A 14821-nucleotide genomic window follows, 5' to 3' on the forward strand; every position below is an offset into this window, starting at 1 on the left:
TCAGCCACGCGGTGCGGGCGGCGTCGGCCCGAAGCGGTAGCCGACGCCCCAGACCGTGTGGATCAGGCGGGGACGGGCCGGGTCCTCCTCGACCTTGCCGCGCAGCCGGCGGATGTGGACGGTGACGGTCGACAGGTCGCCGAAGTCCCAGCCCCACACCTCGCGCATCAGCTCCTCGCGGCTGTACGCCCGGCCGGGGTGGCGCAGGAAGAAGGTGAGCAGGTCGAACTCCCGCAAGGTGAGCGCGAGTTCGGTGCCGTCGCGGCTGGCCCTGCGGGCGGCGGGATCGACGGCGAGGCCCTCGGCGCGCACCGGGCGGCGGTCCGTGTCCGGGTGGGTGCGGCGCAGCACCGACTCCACGCGCAGCACCAGTTCGCGGGGGCTGAAGGGCTTCGTGACGTAGTCGTCGGCGCCGACCTCCAGGCCGAGGATGCGGTCGTCCTCGTCGCCGCGCGCGGTGAGCATGATGACCGGGACGCGGTGCAGGGCGCCCATCCTGCGGCACACCTCAAGGCCGTCCATGCCGGGCAGCATCAGGTCCAGCACCACCAGGTCCGGGCGGTGCGCGGCGGCACGGGCGAGGGCCGTGGGGCCGTCCCCCGCGCGCTCGACGACGTGACCGGCCCGGTCGAGGTACCCCGCGACGACCTCGGCGACGGTCGGGTCGTCGTCGACGACCAGGATCCGGGCCGGCGTACCGGGGGCCGCCGCCCCGGTGGGCTCGTGTGACTCCTGCATGCCCCCCAGCGTGGCACCCCGGGGGCCGCGCACCCGGGGGCAGGGGCGTGGGAGACGGGGACGTCCGTGTTTCGTAAGGAACGAGAGTCCGGAATGCCCGTTCCTCGTTCCTAGGATGAAAGCCGTGACGAACCCACCACCGGCAGTCGACGTGATCCTGCCCTGCCTCGACGAGGCCGCAGCCCTGCCCTGGGTGCTCGAACGCGTACCGCCCGGGTGGCGCGCCCTCGTCGTCGACAACGGGTCCACCGACGGATCGGCCGCCCTCGCCCGCGACCTGGGCGCGCGGGTCGTGTCCGAGCCGCGACGCGGCTTCGGCGCCGCCTGCGCGGCCGGACTGCGGGCCGCGTCCGCCGACATCGTCTGCTTCTGCGACTGCGACGCCTCGCTCGACCCGTCCCTCCTGGTGCCCTTCGTCCGCGAAGTGCGCGCGGGGGAGAGCGACTTGGTACTCGGACGCCGCCGTCCCACCGCCTCGGGCGTCTGGCCCGCCCACGCCCGCGCCGGCAACCGCGTGCTCGCCCGCATGCTGCGCCGCAGGACCGGCCTCGCCCTGCACGACCTCGGCCCGCTGCGCGCCGCCCGCCGCGAGGCGCTGCTCGCACTGGACCTCACCGACCGGCGCAGCGGCTACCCCCTGGAGATGGTGGTGCGCGCGGCCGACGCCGGCTGGCGCGTCACCGAGCACGACGTGCCCTACCTCCCGCGCACCGGCGCGTCGAAGGTCACCGGGACCTGGCGCGGCACCTGGCACGCGGTACGGGACATGCGCCGGGTACTGGCCCGGCCGCCCGCCCGCGAGGCCGCGCCCGGGAACCCCGCCGCCGCGACGGAACCGGCACGCGTACCGGCACAGGACTCCGCACCTGCGCAGAACCCTGCGCAGGACCCCGCACCGGAAGGACGCACACGGTGACCACGCTCCTCGTCATCGCCAAGGAACCCCTCCCGGGCCGGGTCAAGACGCGGCTCACCCCGCCGTTCACCCCCGTGCAGGCGGCGCGACTGGCCGAGGCGGCCCTCGCGGACACCCTGCGCGCCGTGGCCGCCGCCCCGGCCACCCGGCGCGTCCTGGTCCTCGACGGGGCGCCCGGGCCGTGGCTGCCGCCCGGCTTCGACGTCGTACCGCAGTGCGCGGGCGGCCTGGACGAGCGGATCGCGGACGCCTTCGCCGGGTGCGCGGGACCTGCCCTGCTGATCGGCATGGACACCCCGCAGGTCACACCCGGACTGCTGAGCGTCGACTTCGCCGACTGCGACGCCTGGTTCGGCCCCGCCCCCGACGGCGGCTTCTGGGCGCTCGGCCTGGCCGCACCCGACCCGGGACTGGTGCGCGGCGTGCCCATGTCGACGCCCACGACGGGAGCCGCGCAGCGCGAACGGCTCGCCGGCGCCGGACTGCGGGTCCGCGAACTGCCGGCGCTGCGCGACGTCGACACCGAAGACGACGCGCGGGCCGTCGCCGCCCTGGCCCCCGGGAGCGACTTCGCCGCGTGCCTGGCCGAGTGTGCGGCGGTGGCCTGTCCATGAGCGCACCCGTCGCGACCGCCGCCGCGCCCTGGGCCACGGCCGACCCGTACGCCGTCGCCCTGCGCGCGAGCCGGGGCCCGCTCTTCCTGCGCCGCACCGACGGCTGGCTGCTGCCGCTGGAGGTGGAGCGCTGGTGCGCGCGGGCCGACGCCGTCGACCACGAGGTCCTCGACCGCTGCGAGGGCGCCGTCCTCGACGTCGGCTGCGGTCCCGGCCGCCTCGTGGCGGAACTGGCCGCGCGCGGCCACACCGTCCTCGGCGTCGACGTCAGCGAGGCCGCCGTCGACCGCACCGAACGCCTCGGCGGCCCCGCGTTGCGCCGCTCCGTCTTCGAACCGCTGCCCGGAGAGGGCCGCTGGAACAGCGTGCTGCTCATGGACGGCAACATCGGCATCGGCGGCGAACCACCGGCCCTCCTGGCGCGCGTGACCCAGCTCCTCGCGCCCGGCGGCCTGCTGCTCGCCGAGACCGCGCCGGTGGACGTGGACGAACGCGCCCACGTGCAGGTCGTCGACGCCACCGCCGCCCACGGCGGGCGCGTGGACAGCCACCCCTTCCCCTGGGCGCGGCTGGGCACCGAGGCCGTGCTGCGCTACGCGGACCGGGCGGGCCTCGTCCCCGTCGCTCAGTGGTCCTCGGGCGGACGCCGCTTCGCCGCGCTGCGCGCCCGCAGCGCGGACCGGGCCAGCAACAGCGCCGAACCACCGAAGAGCACAGCGGTCACCAGCAGCCAGCGCCCCAGGAAGCCGTCCGCCGACAGGCCGGTCGCCGAGCGGTAGCGCGCGGCGGCCGCCCCGCTGATCTGCGGGAACCACACGAGCAGCAGCAGGAGGGACAGCGCGGCCGGGACCCGTACGTACCCGGCCCACCGACGCCGCCCCACCGCCCCCGCCGCCCGCAGCAGCGCCCGGTCGGCGGCCGAGTAGAGCGGCAGCAGGACGAGATCGTGCAGCAGCGCCGCCCCCACGATCCACAGCGCCACCCCGAACCAGTCGCCGGAGAACAGCCGTACGCCCGCGTAGGCGGCGAGCGCGAACGAGGCGGCGAGCAGCAGGAGTTCGAGGGGACTGCCGAGCCGCGTCCGCCACGCCGCCGCCCTGCCCTCGCGCCCGCTCCCCATGGTCACAGCCTTCCGAAGGTCAGCCGGGCCACCCACTTGGTGTTCAGCACCCCGGGCGCGGCGGGCACGATGATCCGCGCCGGATAACCGTGGTCGGGGGACAGCTCCTCGCCGTTGACGTACAGGGCGAGCAGGGACCGCGGATCGGCGACCTGGTTGGCGCGCAGCGCGGCGTGCCGGAACGCGCCGTGGCGCTGGAGGGACTCGACGAACACGTCCGGCGCCTCGCCCGCGTGGCCGACGAGCGCCGCGAGGTCCCGCAGCCGCACCCCGCGCCAGTCCTGGTCGGACGTCGACCAGCCCTCCACGCAGGCGATGGGCAGCGCGGCACGGTGCGGCGTCATACGCTCCAGGTCGGCGCGGGCGAGCCGGACCGTCCCGCCGCGCCCGGAGACGGTCAGGCGCCAGGCGTCCTCGCCGGTCTCCGCCGCACGGACGCCCGCGTAGGCGGCGGTCTTGTTGATCTGGAAGCCGCCCGGACCGCCGGGTTCGGCGCCGCCGTGCGGAGCGAGCAGCGCCGTACGGCGCAGACCGTCGAAACCGCGCCCCGCTGTCGTGGCGAACAGCAGCAGCGAGCCGCCGCCGACGAACCACAGAGCCCCGCGCCGCGACACGGACGGCGGATCCGGCCGCGAGGCCACCAGCCCGCCCGCGTGCCGTGGACGCCGTGGGTTCCGCAGGGCGCGCACCTCGCGCACGGCGGTCGGCACCTTGAGCGCCGCGTGCGCGAGGAACGCGGCCATGAAGACCCAGGCCCCGTAGAAGTGCAGCGGGTAGAACGAGCCGGGGAAGACGTAGTCGAGCTGCACGTTGAGCACCCCCGTCGCGAACACGAACAGCCCACCGCCGACCAGGAGGAGCAGCGAGACACGTTCCAGCGCGTGGCTGAACGAGCGCAGCGGCGGCAGCGCGAACAGCCGGGGCACCACCGACCACAGCTTGGCCAGCAGCACCGGGATCAGGGTGATGCCGAAGGTGACGTGCACCCCCTGGCTGAGCCGGTACAGCCAGTACGGGTGCGTCGGCCAGTCGAAGAGCCACAGGCCCAGCAGGCCCTTGCCGGGGGTCTTGTCGTTCACCGGTGACAGGCCGGGGTTGTACGCGGCGTACGAGAGCAGCCCCGTCCCGAACAGCACGGTGACGCCGAGGAGCAGCACGAGACCGAGGACCGAGGTGAAGCGGGGCCCGCGCAAGGGACTGCGCCAGAAGTCCGCGGACGCGGGGGAGCGGAAGGGGACGCGCATGCCGCGACGGTAGGCCGGAACACCCCGCCCGCGGGGCCCGCGACCCATGACGAAACGCTGACGTCCGGCCCGTCCCTCCCCGCCCCGCGGCCCTTCCCGGCCTACCGTCTTCGCTGTGACCCGCACGAAGACCCCCACGAAGCCCGGCCCCGGGCCCCGCAGCACGCCGCCGGCCGGCACCCCCGCCCCCGCCGGGACCAAAGGCGGCCGCCGGGACCTGTACGCCGTCGGGGCGGTCGTCCTCCTCGTGGTGGCGGCCGCGTTCGTCGGCCGGCACATCGAGCAGACCCGCCACACGCTGCACGTCGGCTGGCCACCGCTGTACGCCAACTGGCTGCCCCACGTGGGGCCCGGCACCCCGCTCGCGCTCGCCGTCGCGGCGGCCACGGTGGCCTACGGCCCCACGCTCGCCACCACGCTGCGCTGGCGCACCCTCCTCACCGTGTCCTGGGCGACGGCCACCGCCTGGATCCTCGGCCTCGCGCTCGTCGACGGCGTGGACCGGGGGTTCGCCGGCCGTCTCACCACCCGGTACGAGTACCTCCGGGTCGTCGACCGCTTCCACGACATCCCGGCGACCCTGCAGGACTTCACGCGCCACATCCTCATCGACTCCCCGCAGCACTGGCCCCCGCACACCGCGGGACACCCGCCGGCCGCCCCGATCACCTTCGTCCTGCTCGACCGGATCGGCCTCGGCGGCGGCGGCTGGGCCGCGTGGTGGTGCGTCCTCGTCGGCGCGACCGGATGCCTCGCCGTCCTGGTCACCCTGCGGGCACTCGCCTCGGAGGAACTCGCGCGCCGGGCGGCCCCCTTCCTCGTCCTCGCACCGGCCGCGGTGTGGATGGGGGTCTCGGCCGACGCCTACTTCGCGGCCGTCGCCGCCTGGGCCGTGGCCCTCCTCGCCCTCGCGGTGACCGGCCGTCACCCGGCGTGGGCGGCGGCCTCAGGTCTGCTCTACGGCCTGACCTGCTACCTCTCGTACGGCCTGACGCTGTACGCCCTCATCGGGGCGGCGGTGCTGTTCCTCGGACGCCACCAGGTCCGGGCCCACCCGGCGCTCCTCGCCCTGCCCCTGCTCGCCGGCTTCGCCGTCGTCGTGACGGCCTTCACCTGGGCGGGCTTCAACTGGTGGGAGGCGTACCGCCTGCTGACCACCCGCTACTACCAGGGCGCGGGCGGCGTCCGCCCCTACAGCTACTGGGTGTGGGCCAACCTCGCCTGCACGGCCCTGGTCGTCGGCCCGGCCACGGTGGCGGGCCTGCGCCGCACACCCGCACTACTCCTGCGCCGGACACCCGCACACGCCCCCCGCCGCCACCTGGCCCTCCTCACCTCGACCGCCCTGCTCGCCCTCCTGCTCGCCGACCTGTCCGGCATGAGCAAGGCCGAAACGGAACGCATCTGGCTCCCCTTCGCCCTGTGGCTCCTGGCCACCGGCGCCCACCTGCCCCACCCCCGCGCCTGGCTCACCGCCCAGGCCCTGCTGGCACTCGCGGTCAACCATGCGCTGATCACGGGGTGGTGAAGGGCCCGGTGTCGGCGCCCCAGCCGCCGAACTCGCCCCACACCAGGTAGCCCATGCGGTCCGCGTGGTGGAGGAAGCGTTCCTCGAACACCTTCTGGTGGAGGCGGGCGCCGTTGAAGCCGGCGTCGAGGGAGAGCTGGATGTCGCGGACCAGCGCCGCGTCGTCAGGCGCGGTCATCAGCCCGTCCCACCCACTCCGTCACCACCGGCCTTCACTCGATGCCCGTGTTCGTCAAGGCGGGCGGCATCCTGCCCACCCGCTCCCACGATGTCACCGATTACGACCGCCGCCTGCTGACCGACGTCACCCTGTCCGTCGCCCCCGGCTCGTACCGCCTCTACGAGGACGACGGGACCACGACGAGCGAGTCCCGGTCCGCCACCACCACCGTCCGCTACGAGGAGAAGGGCGCCGCCCGCACCGTGTCGATCGCGGCCGCGCGCGGCTCCTTCCCCGGCCAGGTCCAGAAGCGCACGTGGACGCTCTCCCTCCCGGGCACCACCCACGCCCCCACCGAGGTCAGCGCGCACGGCGTACGGCTGTCACCGGACGCCTACCACTGGGACGCCGAGACGAGAGCCCTGACCGTCAAGCTCCCCCGCCACACCGTGCACGCCCCGATCACCGTGACCGCCCGGTAGGGCCATCCGGCCGACGAAGAAGGCCTCCACGCCCTCCATGGGGACAAGGGGCTGATGCCTCCCGCTCCTTCATCCCTTCATCGCGGCCTACGGGGCGACGGGCACCACTACGGATCCCGGACGCCGGAGCCGGATCTCGGGCCGCCGTGCGTCGGTCCGGACCGTGACACCGGGCTGACGACGCGGCCTCCGGTGCGGCTCTGTCCCAGGAGTGCCGGGGGCACGGTTGCGCAGCGCACAGGTCGACAGAAAGGCGTCGAAGAGGCGGTCCGCGGCCCCGTCCGCGCACACGGCTACGAGCCCCACCTCGCGCGCGCGGTGCGGTACGACGACGGCTCACCTCTGCTTGTGCGGAGGTGAGCCGCGTCGGAGCGGGCCGTGAGGGACGAGGTCGGTGCTCTCGGGCCCAGTCCTGAACGTCATCGGCTGTGAGGTTGCCGATGGTGGGCGGGCTCGTTGTCCGGCAGGACTGGTGTGGACGAACAGCGAGCGGTGGCGGTTCACCTCTCGCGAGCGGTCGTCCCGGGGCCGTTGGTCGATGCCGGTGAGACGCTCGACGTACCGCCGGGCCCAGACCGTGAGCGGCATGTGGTTCGGGGCCTCGTCAGGCTCCACGAAGCCCCGTCCGGGGGCCCAGCCGTGCGGCCACTGCTGGCCGTGCGCGTCCACCAGCTTCTTGAACGCGTCTGCCGAGCCCTCTTCCGCGAACCCTTCGGACTCCCAGGAGCCGCCGCGCCCGCCCCGGAGCCGGCGGATCCGAAAGCTCGGGGTGCCGCTCCTGCTGATCCGCTTGCTGATCGTCGCCATGGCCGGAACAGCAGAATGGCCCTTGGCCTGCGAAACCGCAGGTCAAGGGCCATTCCTTCAGAGGGTGAGTGACGGGACTTGAACCCGCGACTTCCTGGACCACAACCAGGTGCTCTACCAGCTGAGCTACACCCACCATGACCGGCGTCTTTCTGACCGGCCGAGAAAAAGTGTACAGGGTGATGAGGGGTGCTCGTGCACACCTTTTCCCGGGGGCGTGCGTGAACGGTTCTGCGGGGTGTTCGGTGAGGTCAGGACGGGGGCAGGGTGTGCTTGGCGGCGATCGCTCTGGCGGTGTCCGAGTCGGGGCCGGGGTGCGGGACGAAGACCGCCTCGCGGTAGTAGCGCAGCTCGGTGATCGACTCGCGGATGTCGGCGAGGGCGCGGTGGTTGCCCGCCTTCGCGGGGGCGTTGAAGTACGCCTTCGGGTACCAGCGGCGGGCCAGCTCCTTTACCGAGGAGACGTCCACGATGCGGTAGTGGAGGTAGCCCTCCAGCTCGGCCATGTCCCGGGCCAGGAAGTTGCGGTCGGTGCCGACCGTGTTCCCGCACAGCGGGGCCTTGCCCGGCTCCTTCACGTGCTCGCGTACGTACGCGAGCACCTGCTCCTCGGCCTCGGCCAGCGTCGTACCGCCCGCCAGTTCCGTGAGGAGGCCCGAGGCGGTGTGCATGTCGCGCACCACCTCGGGCATCGTCTCCAGCGCTTCGTCCGGCGGGCGGATCACGATGTCCACACCGTCACCGAGGATGTTCAGCTCGGAGTCGGTGACGAGTGCGGCCACCTCGATGAGTGCGTCCTTCGCCAACGAGAGGCCGGTCATCTCGCAGTCGATCCACACCATGCGGTCGTTCATATGTCCTACCCTACGGGGCGCTCCCGCTGACCCGGCAGCGCGCCGCGTCCCAGAGCTCCCGCGGACAGCGCCTCGGCCCGCTCCCGGTCCTCCGGATACGGGGACGGGACGCCCGGTCCCGCGGGGCCCGGCCGCCTGAGCTGGGCCGGCACCGAACCCGTCTCCCCGTTGCCCAGGGAGCCGGTCACGGACAGCGCGGGGCCCACCGGCTCGGCGGTCCGCTCCTGCTGCGGTCTGCGGGCCCGGTAGGCGGCCCGGTAGGCGGCGGGGGAGGAGCCGAGCTGGCGGCGGAAGTGCCCGCGCAACGCGACCGGCGACCGGAAACCGCAGCGGCCCGCGACCTCGTCCACCGAGTAGTCCGAGGTCTCCAGCAGACGCTGGGCCTGGAGCACCCGCTGGGTGATCAGCCACTGGAGCGGGGCGGAGCCCGTCAGTGAGCGGAACCTGCGGTCGAAGGTGCGGCGGCTCATGTAGGCGCGCGCGGCGAGCGTCTCCACGTCGAACTGCTCGTGGAGATGCTCCAGCGCCCAGGAGACGACCTCGGCCAGCGGGTCGGCCCCGATCTCCTCGGGTAAAGACCTGTCCAGGTAGCGCTCCTGGCCCCCACTTCTGCGCGGCGGCACCACGAGCCTGCGGGCCAGCGCGCCGGCCGCCTCGTTGCCGTGGTCCGAGCGGACGATGTGCAGGCACAGGTCGATGCCCGCCGCCGTACCCGCAGAGGTCAGGACGTCGCCGTCGTCGACGAACAGCTCGCGCGGGTCCACGTGGACCGAGGGGTAACGCTTCGCCAGCGTCGGGGCGTACATCCAGTGCGTGGTCGCGGGCCGCCCGTCGAGCAGCCCGGCGGCCGCCAGGACGAACGCGCCCGTGCACAGGCCGACGATGCGGGCGCCCTCCTCGTGGGCACGGCGCAGCGCGTCGAGTGCCTCCTCGGGGGGTGGCGCGGTGATCGAGCGCCACGCGGGGACCACGACCGTGCCGGCCCGCGCGACGGCCTCCAGGCCGTGCGGGGCGGTCAGTTCGAGTCCGCCGGTGGTGCGCAGCGGTCCGTCCTCACCGGCGCACACCAGGAGGCGGTAGCGCGGGACCCCCGCGTCCTGGCGGTCGATGCCGAACACGGACAGCGGTATGGAACTCTCGAAGATGGGGCCGCCGCTGAACAGCAGCACCGCGACGATCTCGCGGCGCCTGCGGCCGGCCAGTTTCCGAGCCGGGGCCTCCGGTGCGGCAATGGCGTCTTGGCTCATGGCGCTAAGCCCCCCTCGGTGGTCGTTGCACCCCGTTCTTGTCGGGCGTTTCGCTCCTGCACGTTTCCCCTCGGTCCTGCACGAGTCCCCCGCCGTACGACAGTCATGATCGAATCTACTGTGTCCCGTGATGCCGACGTGACCAGTTCGGCACCGCGCACTATGTCGACATGGCAACGTGGCGTAAACCATTCGATCACGAAGCGTTGCACTCCATCAGCCCGCTGGGAAGTGCGCCTTCGGCCGGTGGCCAATCCCCGTAGGGTGTGCGCGCGCCGCGCGCCCCTTTCCTTGCTGGTGGCACGGGGGTTGGGGAGGCTCGTACAGGGGGCAGGGGCAGGCCGCAGAAGTTGGCCGAAAAGATACGGGAGCGTGTGCGGGAATGCGTCATTCCTCCGGAGCGCGCACCCGGGCCTGAAGTGCGCCCGAGGTGCGCCCCTCTTCCGGCTCGCGCGCCCCACGCGTCGCGCGCGCCCCCTCTGCGCAGGCTACCTGCCGACCCGTCAGTAACCTTGCTGGGCAGATGTGCTGACGCTGTGCCATTCGAGCGGTGGGGGAGTGGGGGCGGCGGGGCGATGGCGTCGGGGAGGGTCCGGCGTACCTAGGGACCCTCGCTCCCGCCCCCGCGCGCCGCGAAGGGCGGAGCAGACGCCCTCCCGCCGCCGGAAAGGGTCCGGAGCGCGACGGGAGCGGGAGGGACGGGCCCCGGGCCGGCCGGGGCCCCCGCGGGGCCGAGGAGCGCCCCTTGCGGCCCCGGAGTCCGACGCGGCGAACGGCGCGCCGGGCGCGCGGGGCGGCCCGCGCGGTCGGGCCCGCGGCATCGACCGCCCGCCGCCGGTCCGTTCACCGGGGTGAGGCCCGGTGAAACCCGTTGCCGCCCCGGGGGGAACGCGGGGACGGGCGGGGCCGGTTCCGGGGAGTCCCGGGCGCACCGGCCCCACCTGCGCGCCCTGCCGTGCGGCCCGCGCCGCACCGCGTACCGCGACCGCTTCCGCGCCCCGGCCCGGGCACAGGCCACCGACCATTGCCAGACGGGCCCCGCCTCGTGCATGCTCCCTGGAACGCGCCGGGCCGAAGGGTCCGCGCACGGGCCGCAGAAGGAGTGACGCCGTACCCTGGGGGGTATGCGGTGGGGAAGACGATTCCCGGACAGCTCCACCGCCCGGTGAACCTCTCGCAGCCCCAGTTGTCCCGCCCCGTTCCTCCGACCCCTGCCGCTGACCCTCCCACGAGGACTATCTCGCCGAGACACCGATGGCCGGTCACGAATACTCCGAACCCGCGGACCGCAAACGGCAGGTCGCCGACTCCTCGGCCGACCCCCTGGCGGTGGAAGAAACCCGTCACTCCTGCGACCCGGCCTTCCGGCACGGCGTCGTCGTCGGCTTCGACGGATCGACGTCGAGTGAGCGGGCGCTCGCGTACGCCGTCGGCCTCGCGCTGCGCTCCGGCTCCGGGCTGATCATCGTGCACGTGGCCAACCGGCTGCCGACCACGGTGTGGGCCGGTTGCGAACCCCCCGTCTTCGTCGACGTCCCCGACCACCGCACCGAGGTCCTCGGCCTCGAACTGGCCTGCGCGGACTACCTGTGCGACGTGCCCTGGGTGCTCGTGGAGCGGGGCGGCGACATCTGCCACGAACTGGAGGAGGTCGGCAAGGAGTACGAGGCCGACGCGATCGTCGTGGGGACGACGCACGGCGTGGTAGGCCGCATCTTCGGCTCCGTCGCCGGCCGCCTCGCCCGCCGCGCCCGGCGCCCGGTCATCGTCATCCCGTGACCGCCCGCTCCCGTACGGCCGCCCGCTCCCGTACGGCCGCAGGCGCGCGCAGGGCCGGGGCACGGTCTCCGCCGTGTCCCGGCCCTGCGCCGGCTCGGTGCGAGCGGCGGCTACTCGACCGTCACCGACTTCGCCAGGTTGCGCGGCTTGTCGATGTCGCGGCCCATCGCGAGGGCCGTGTGGTAGGCGAAGAGCTGGAGCGGGATGCCCATGAGGATCGGGTCCAGCTCGTTCTCGTTCTTCGGTACGACGAGGGTGTGGTCGGCCTTCTCCTGGTGGCGGTGCGCGACGGCGAGGATACGGCCGGAACGGGCCTTGATCTCCTCCAGCGCGGCGCGGTTCTTCTCCAGCAGGTCGTCGTCGGGCACGATCGCGACGGTCGGCAGGGCCGGCTCGATCAGGGCGAGCGGCCCGTGCTTCAGCTCGGAGGCCGGGTACGCCTCCGCGTGCACGTAGCTGACCTCCTTGAGCTTGAGCGAGGCCTCCCGGGCCACCGGGTAGCCGCGCACCCTGCCGATGAACATCATCGAGTCGGCGCCCGCGTAGGCGGCGGCCAGGTCCTTGACCTCGGCCTCCCGGCCGAGGATCTCGGTGATCTGCTCCGGCAGCCGGCGCAGGCCCTCGATGATCCGGCGGCCGTCGGCCACCGACAGGTCCCGGATGCGGCCGAGGTGCAGGGCGAGCAGCGCGAAGGCGACCGTCGTGTTGGTGAAGCACTTCGTGGACACGACGCAGACCTCTGGGCCCGCGTGCACGTAGATGCCGCCGTCGGTCTCCCGGGCGATGGCCGAGCCCACCACGTTGACGACGCCCAGCACCCGGGCGCCCTTGCGCTTGAGCTCCTGCACGGCCGCGAGCACGTCGTAGGTCTCGCCGGACTGGGAGACGGCGACGTACAGCGTGTCGGGGTCGACGACCGGGTTGCGGTAGCGGAACTCGGAGGCCGGTTCGGCGTCGGCGGGGATGCGGGCGATCTCCTCGATCATCTGCGCGCCGATCTGGCCCGCGTGGTACGAGGTGCCGCAGCCGAGGATCTTGATGCGGCGGATCGTGCGGGCGTCGCGCGCGTCGAGGTTCAGCCCGTCGAGGCGCACCGTCGAGAACCGGTCGTCGATCCGGCCGCGCAGCACCCGGTCCACGGCGTCGGCCTGCTCGGAGATCTCCTTGTGCATGTACGTGTCGTGGCCGCCCATGTCGTACGACTCGGCCTCCCACTCCACGGTGGTCGGCGAGGGCGTCGTACGCGAGCCCTCCGTCGTGTACGTGCGGAAGTCGTCGGCGGTCAGGGTGGCCATCTCGCCGTCGTCGAGGGTCACGATCTGCCGCGTGTGGGTGACGAGCGCGGCGACGTCGGAGGCGACGAACATCTCCTTGTCACCGATGCCCAGGACCACCGGGGAGCCGTTGCGGGCGACCACGATCCGGTCGGGGAAGCCGGCGTGCAGGACGGCGATGCCGTAGGTGCCCTCGATCTGGGCGAGCGCGGAGCGCACCCGGCCCTCCAGGGTCTCCGCCTCGGCGCGCGCGATCAGGTGGGTCAGCACCTCGGTGTCGGTCTCGGAGGCGAAGACGACGCCGTCCGCGGTGAGCCGGGCGCGCAGTTCGTCGGCGTTGTCGATGATCCCGTTGTGGACCACGGCCACCTGCTCGGTGGGGTCGAGGTGCGGGTGCGCGTTGTGGTCGCTGGGGGCGCCGTGGGTGGCCCAGCGGGTGTGCGCGATGCCGGTGGTGCCGGTGAAGCGCTTGGGGACGCGGGCCTCCAGGTCGCGGACGCGGCCCTTGCCCTTGACCATCTTCAGGCCGGGGACCTTGGCCTTGGGGCTCGTGATGACGATGCCCGCCGAGTCGTAGCCCCGGTACTCCAGCCGCTGAAGTCCTTCCAGCAGCAGGGGAGCGACGTCCCGTCGCCCGATGTAACCGACAATTCCGCACATACCTGCTCTGCCCCTCCGGGTGGTGTGACCGGCCGGACGCCCCGCGTCCGGCCACCGGCCGCGCGCGGCGGCTCAGCCGTAGACGATCCGCCGCAGCTGCCGCAGGGACAGCTCGGGCGGGGCCACCGCTCTGCGCGGCAGCTCCTGCGTGATCCGCTCGAAGATGTCCGGGTTGGTCAGGCCCCTGGCCTGAAGCTCCCGGTGGCGGCGGCGGACCCAGTCCTCGGTCGTCTCGTCGAAGAACGCCAGGACGTCCATGACCACCCGGGAGGCCTCGCCCCTGCTGAGCGGGGTGCTCCGCGTCAGGTGGTCGAGCAGCTCGTCCAGGGGGTCCTGGTCCGTTCGGCGTTCGTGCACTCGTCGATATTCACGGGCTCATCTGAATTTCGCAAGAAATCTGCCCGATATCGGGCAAGCACATCATGATCGGCGTGCACGGAAGGGGCACGGCGGGGTCACAGCGGGAGCGCAGTGGGGTCATGGCGGGGTCACAGGCGTTTGAGGACCGCTTGTTTGGCCGCGCTGAACTCCTCGTCGGTGAGGACCCCCGAGCGGTGCAGTTCGCCCAGTTCCCGCAGCCGGCGCAGCAGCGGGTCCGTTCCGGCGCCGGAGTCCTTGCCGGGCGTGCCCGCCGCCTCGGCCACGGCCTCGCGCGGGGCGCCCGGATGCGGGAGGCGGGCCTGTACGGCGGCGCCCACCAGGGCCAGCGTCGCGTCCCTGCGGAAGCCCCACAGCTCCACGGCGTGCGGATCGTACTTCGCGGGCGGCGAGGGGGCGGCGCCGTGCACGGCGAAGCGCAGCCAGCCGTTCTCCATGCCGCTGGACGGCAGCCACTCGACGGACGCGATGTCGCGCAGCGCCAGCGTCCGCGCGCCGCCCGAGGACTTGACCTCCTCCGTCTTCCAGTTCCACTCCAGCCGTACCGTCTCCCCGTCGAAGGCCACGGAACCGTCCCCGGCCGCCGCGCTCACCGGCACCCTGGGGCCGGGCAGCAGGTAGCGCGTGCACGGGCTCTGCGGGACCTGGTCGAGGAGGAGGGCCTCGCGGACCGCGTCGACCACGTACTCGGCGACCCCACCGCGGTCAGCGTCCACCGTCAGCGCGTACGGGTCGGCGCCCTCCGGCAGCCGCTCGCCGGTGACCTGGAGCAGCGGGTCGGCGCCCTCCCGCAGGCGCAGCCGCAGCCGTCCCGCGCGGCGGCCCCGCTCGAAGGAGATCCCGGCCAGCGCCTCCAGCGGCACCCGCAGCTCGCCGAGGCCCCGGCGCAGCAGCCCCACGCTCCTGTCGTGGCCGGGGACGATCCGCAGGAGGTCCCCTTCGAGGGACCAGGTGCCGTCGCGCTGGATGATTTCCGCCATGGGGGGATTCTGGCACCGCCCCCGGCCCCCGCAGACCCCA

14 protein-coding genes, 1 tRNA gene and 1 pseudogene are annotated in these 14821 nt (G+C 73.6%); 6 read left to right on the plus strand and 10 right to left on the minus strand.

The annotated features are described in order from the left end of the window. A complete protein-coding gene (locus AB0J21_RS06725; protein ID WP_363144757.1) occupies positions 1–738 on the minus strand; it encodes a response regulator transcription factor in 738 nt (245 codons plus the stop codon). Between the two features lie 115 nt (positions 739–853). On the opposite strand from AB0J21_RS06725, the gene AB0J21_RS06730 reads away from it, so the two are divergent. From AB0J21_RS06730 to AB0J21_RS06740, 3 genes are read left to right on the plus strand one after another with little or no spacing between them, the layout of a single operon-like run. Continuing rightward, complete coding sequence (locus AB0J21_RS06730) at positions 854–1654, plus strand: glycosyltransferase family 2 protein (RefSeq protein WP_363144758.1); 801 nt, start codon at positions 854–856, stop codon at positions 1652–1654. Beyond that, the gene (locus AB0J21_RS06735) at positions 1651–2268 is read left to right on the plus strand and encodes a DUF2064 domain-containing protein (RefSeq protein WP_363144759.1); all 618 of its coding nucleotides are present in this window, start codon (positions 1651–1653) and stop codon (positions 2266–2268) included. The genes AB0J21_RS06730 and AB0J21_RS06735 overlap by 4 nt, the downstream gene beginning before the upstream one ends. Further along, entirely contained in the window at positions 2265–3047 is a 783-nt protein-coding gene (locus AB0J21_RS06740) for a class I SAM-dependent methyltransferase (RefSeq protein ID WP_363144760.1), read from the plus strand. The genes AB0J21_RS06735 and AB0J21_RS06740 overlap by 4 nt, the downstream gene beginning before the upstream one ends. Positions 3048–3390: 343 nt before the next feature. Here AB0J21_RS06740 and AB0J21_RS06745 read toward each other — a convergent pair whose 3' ends face one another. After that, entirely contained in the window at positions 3391–4632 is a 1242-nt protein-coding gene (locus AB0J21_RS06745; protein ID WP_363144761.1) for a molybdopterin-dependent oxidoreductase, read from the minus strand. A 217-nt stretch (positions 4633–4849) separates the two neighbouring features. Here AB0J21_RS06745 and AB0J21_RS06750 point away from each other — a divergent pair, with 217 nt between their 5' ends. Beyond that, entirely contained in the window at positions 4850–6160 is a 1311-nt protein-coding gene (locus AB0J21_RS06750) for a hypothetical protein (RefSeq protein WP_363145204.1), read from the plus strand. A 4-nt stretch (positions 6161–6164) separates the two neighbouring features. On the opposite strand, the pseudogene AB0J21_RS06755 reads toward AB0J21_RS06750, so the two are convergent. Continuing rightward, positions 6165–6353: pseudogene (locus tag AB0J21_RS06755) on the minus strand (beta-galactosidase); the annotation flags it as partial. A gap of 26 nt (positions 6354–6379) precedes the next feature. Between AB0J21_RS06755 and AB0J21_RS06760 the strand changes: the two are divergent. Continuing rightward, positions 6380–6802 carry a DUF5110 domain-containing protein gene (locus tag AB0J21_RS06760; RefSeq protein WP_363144762.1) on the plus strand — a complete coding sequence of 141 codons (423 nt, stop codon included), beginning with the start codon at positions 6380–6382 and terminating at the stop codon, positions 6800–6802. Between the two features lie 336 nt (positions 6803–7138). Here the strand turns inward: AB0J21_RS06760 and AB0J21_RS06765 are convergent, their stop codons facing one another. The 4 genes from AB0J21_RS06765 to AB0J21_RS06780 all read right to left on the minus strand — a co-directional run bounded on the left by AB0J21_RS06765 (position 7139) and on the right by AB0J21_RS06780 (position 9710). Continuing rightward, a complete protein-coding gene (locus AB0J21_RS06765) occupies positions 7139–7609 on the minus strand; it encodes a hypothetical protein (RefSeq protein ID WP_363144763.1) in 471 nt (156 codons plus the stop codon). A 63-nt stretch (positions 7610–7672) separates the two neighbouring features. Then, positions 7673–7745: transfer RNA gene (locus AB0J21_RS06770), tRNA-His, on the minus strand. Between the two features lie 115 nt (positions 7746–7860). Then, positions 7861–8463 carry an oligoribonuclease gene (gene orn / locus AB0J21_RS06775; protein ID WP_363144764.1) on the minus strand — a complete coding sequence of 201 codons (603 nt, stop codon included), beginning with the start codon at positions 8461–8463 and terminating at the stop codon, positions 7861–7863. 5 nt (positions 8464–8468) lie between these two features. After that, on the minus strand, positions 8469–9710 hold the full coding sequence (locus AB0J21_RS06780) for a helix-turn-helix domain-containing protein (RefSeq protein WP_363144765.1): 1242 nt from the start codon (positions 9708–9710) through the stop codon (positions 8469–8471). A gap of 1254 nt (positions 9711–10964) precedes the next feature. On the opposite strand from AB0J21_RS06780, the gene AB0J21_RS06785 reads away from it, so the two are divergent. Beyond that, positions 10965–11489 carry a universal stress protein gene (locus AB0J21_RS06785; RefSeq protein WP_363144766.1) on the plus strand — a complete coding sequence of 175 codons (525 nt, stop codon included), beginning with the start codon at positions 10965–10967 and terminating at the stop codon, positions 11487–11489. Positions 11490–11599: 110 nt separating this feature from the next. Here AB0J21_RS06785 and glmS read toward each other — a convergent pair whose 3' ends face one another. The 3 genes from glmS to AB0J21_RS06800 all read right to left on the minus strand — a co-directional run bounded on the left by glmS (position 11600) and on the right by AB0J21_RS06800 (position 14781). Further along, a complete protein-coding gene (glmS, locus tag AB0J21_RS06790; RefSeq protein ID WP_363144767.1) occupies positions 11600–13423 on the minus strand; it encodes a glutamine--fructose-6-phosphate transaminase (isomerizing) in 1824 nt (607 codons plus the stop codon). A gap of 72 nt (positions 13424–13495) precedes the next feature. Beyond that, on the minus strand, positions 13496–13780 hold the full coding sequence (locus tag AB0J21_RS06795; protein WP_363144768.1) for a hypothetical protein: 285 nt from the start codon (positions 13778–13780) through the stop codon (positions 13496–13498). A gap of 131 nt (positions 13781–13911) precedes the next feature. Further along, a complete protein-coding gene (locus AB0J21_RS06800) occupies positions 13912–14781 on the minus strand; it encodes a DUF4429 domain-containing protein (RefSeq protein WP_363144769.1) in 870 nt (289 codons plus the stop codon). Positions 14782–14821: the final 40 nt, after the last annotated feature.

The sequence above is a fragment of the Streptomyces sp. NPDC049954 genome (assembly GCF_040656295.1).
Classification (GTDB): domain Bacteria; phylum Actinomycetota; class Actinomycetes; order Streptomycetales; family Streptomycetaceae; genus Streptomyces.

Excerpts from the sequence above, each read along its gene's own strand:
- AB0J21_RS06725 (WP_363144757.1), bottom strand. The coding sequence starts at position 738 with ATGCAGGAGTCACACGAGCCCACCGGGGCGGCGGCCCCCGGTACGCCG.
- AB0J21_RS06730 (WP_363144758.1), top strand. The coding sequence starts at position 854 with ATGAAAGCCGTGACGAACCCACCACCGGCAGTCGACGTGATCCTGCCC.
- AB0J21_RS06740 (WP_363144760.1), top strand. The coding sequence starts at position 2,265 with ATGAGCGCACCCGTCGCGACCGCCGCCGCGCCCTGGGCCACGGCCGAC.
- AB0J21_RS06745 (WP_363144761.1), bottom strand. The coding sequence starts at position 4,632 with ATGCGCGTCCCCTTCCGCTCCCCCGCGTCCGCGGACTTCTGGCGCAGT.
- AB0J21_RS06760 (WP_363144762.1), top strand. The coding sequence starts at position 6,380 with ATGCCCGTGTTCGTCAAGGCGGGCGGCATCCTGCCCACCCGCTCCCAC.
- AB0J21_RS06765 (WP_363144763.1), bottom strand. The coding sequence starts at position 7,609 with ATGGCGACGATCAGCAAGCGGATCAGCAGGAGCGGCACCCCGAGCTTT.
- orn (WP_363144764.1), bottom strand. The coding sequence starts at position 8,463 with ATGAACGACCGCATGGTGTGGATCGACTGCGAGATGACCGGCCTCTCG.
- AB0J21_RS06780 (WP_363144765.1), bottom strand. The coding sequence starts at position 9,710 with ATGAGCCAAGACGCCATTGCCGCACCGGAGGCCCCGGCTCGGAAACTG.
- AB0J21_RS06785 (WP_363144766.1), top strand. The coding sequence starts at position 10,965 with ATGGCCGGTCACGAATACTCCGAACCCGCGGACCGCAAACGGCAGGTC.
- glmS (WP_363144767.1), bottom strand. The coding sequence starts at position 13,423 with ATGTGCGGAATTGTCGGTTACATCGGGCGACGGGACGTCGCTCCCCTG.
- AB0J21_RS06800 (WP_363144769.1), bottom strand. The coding sequence starts at position 14,781 with ATGGCGGAAATCATCCAGCGCGACGGCACCTGGTCCCTCGAAGGGGAC.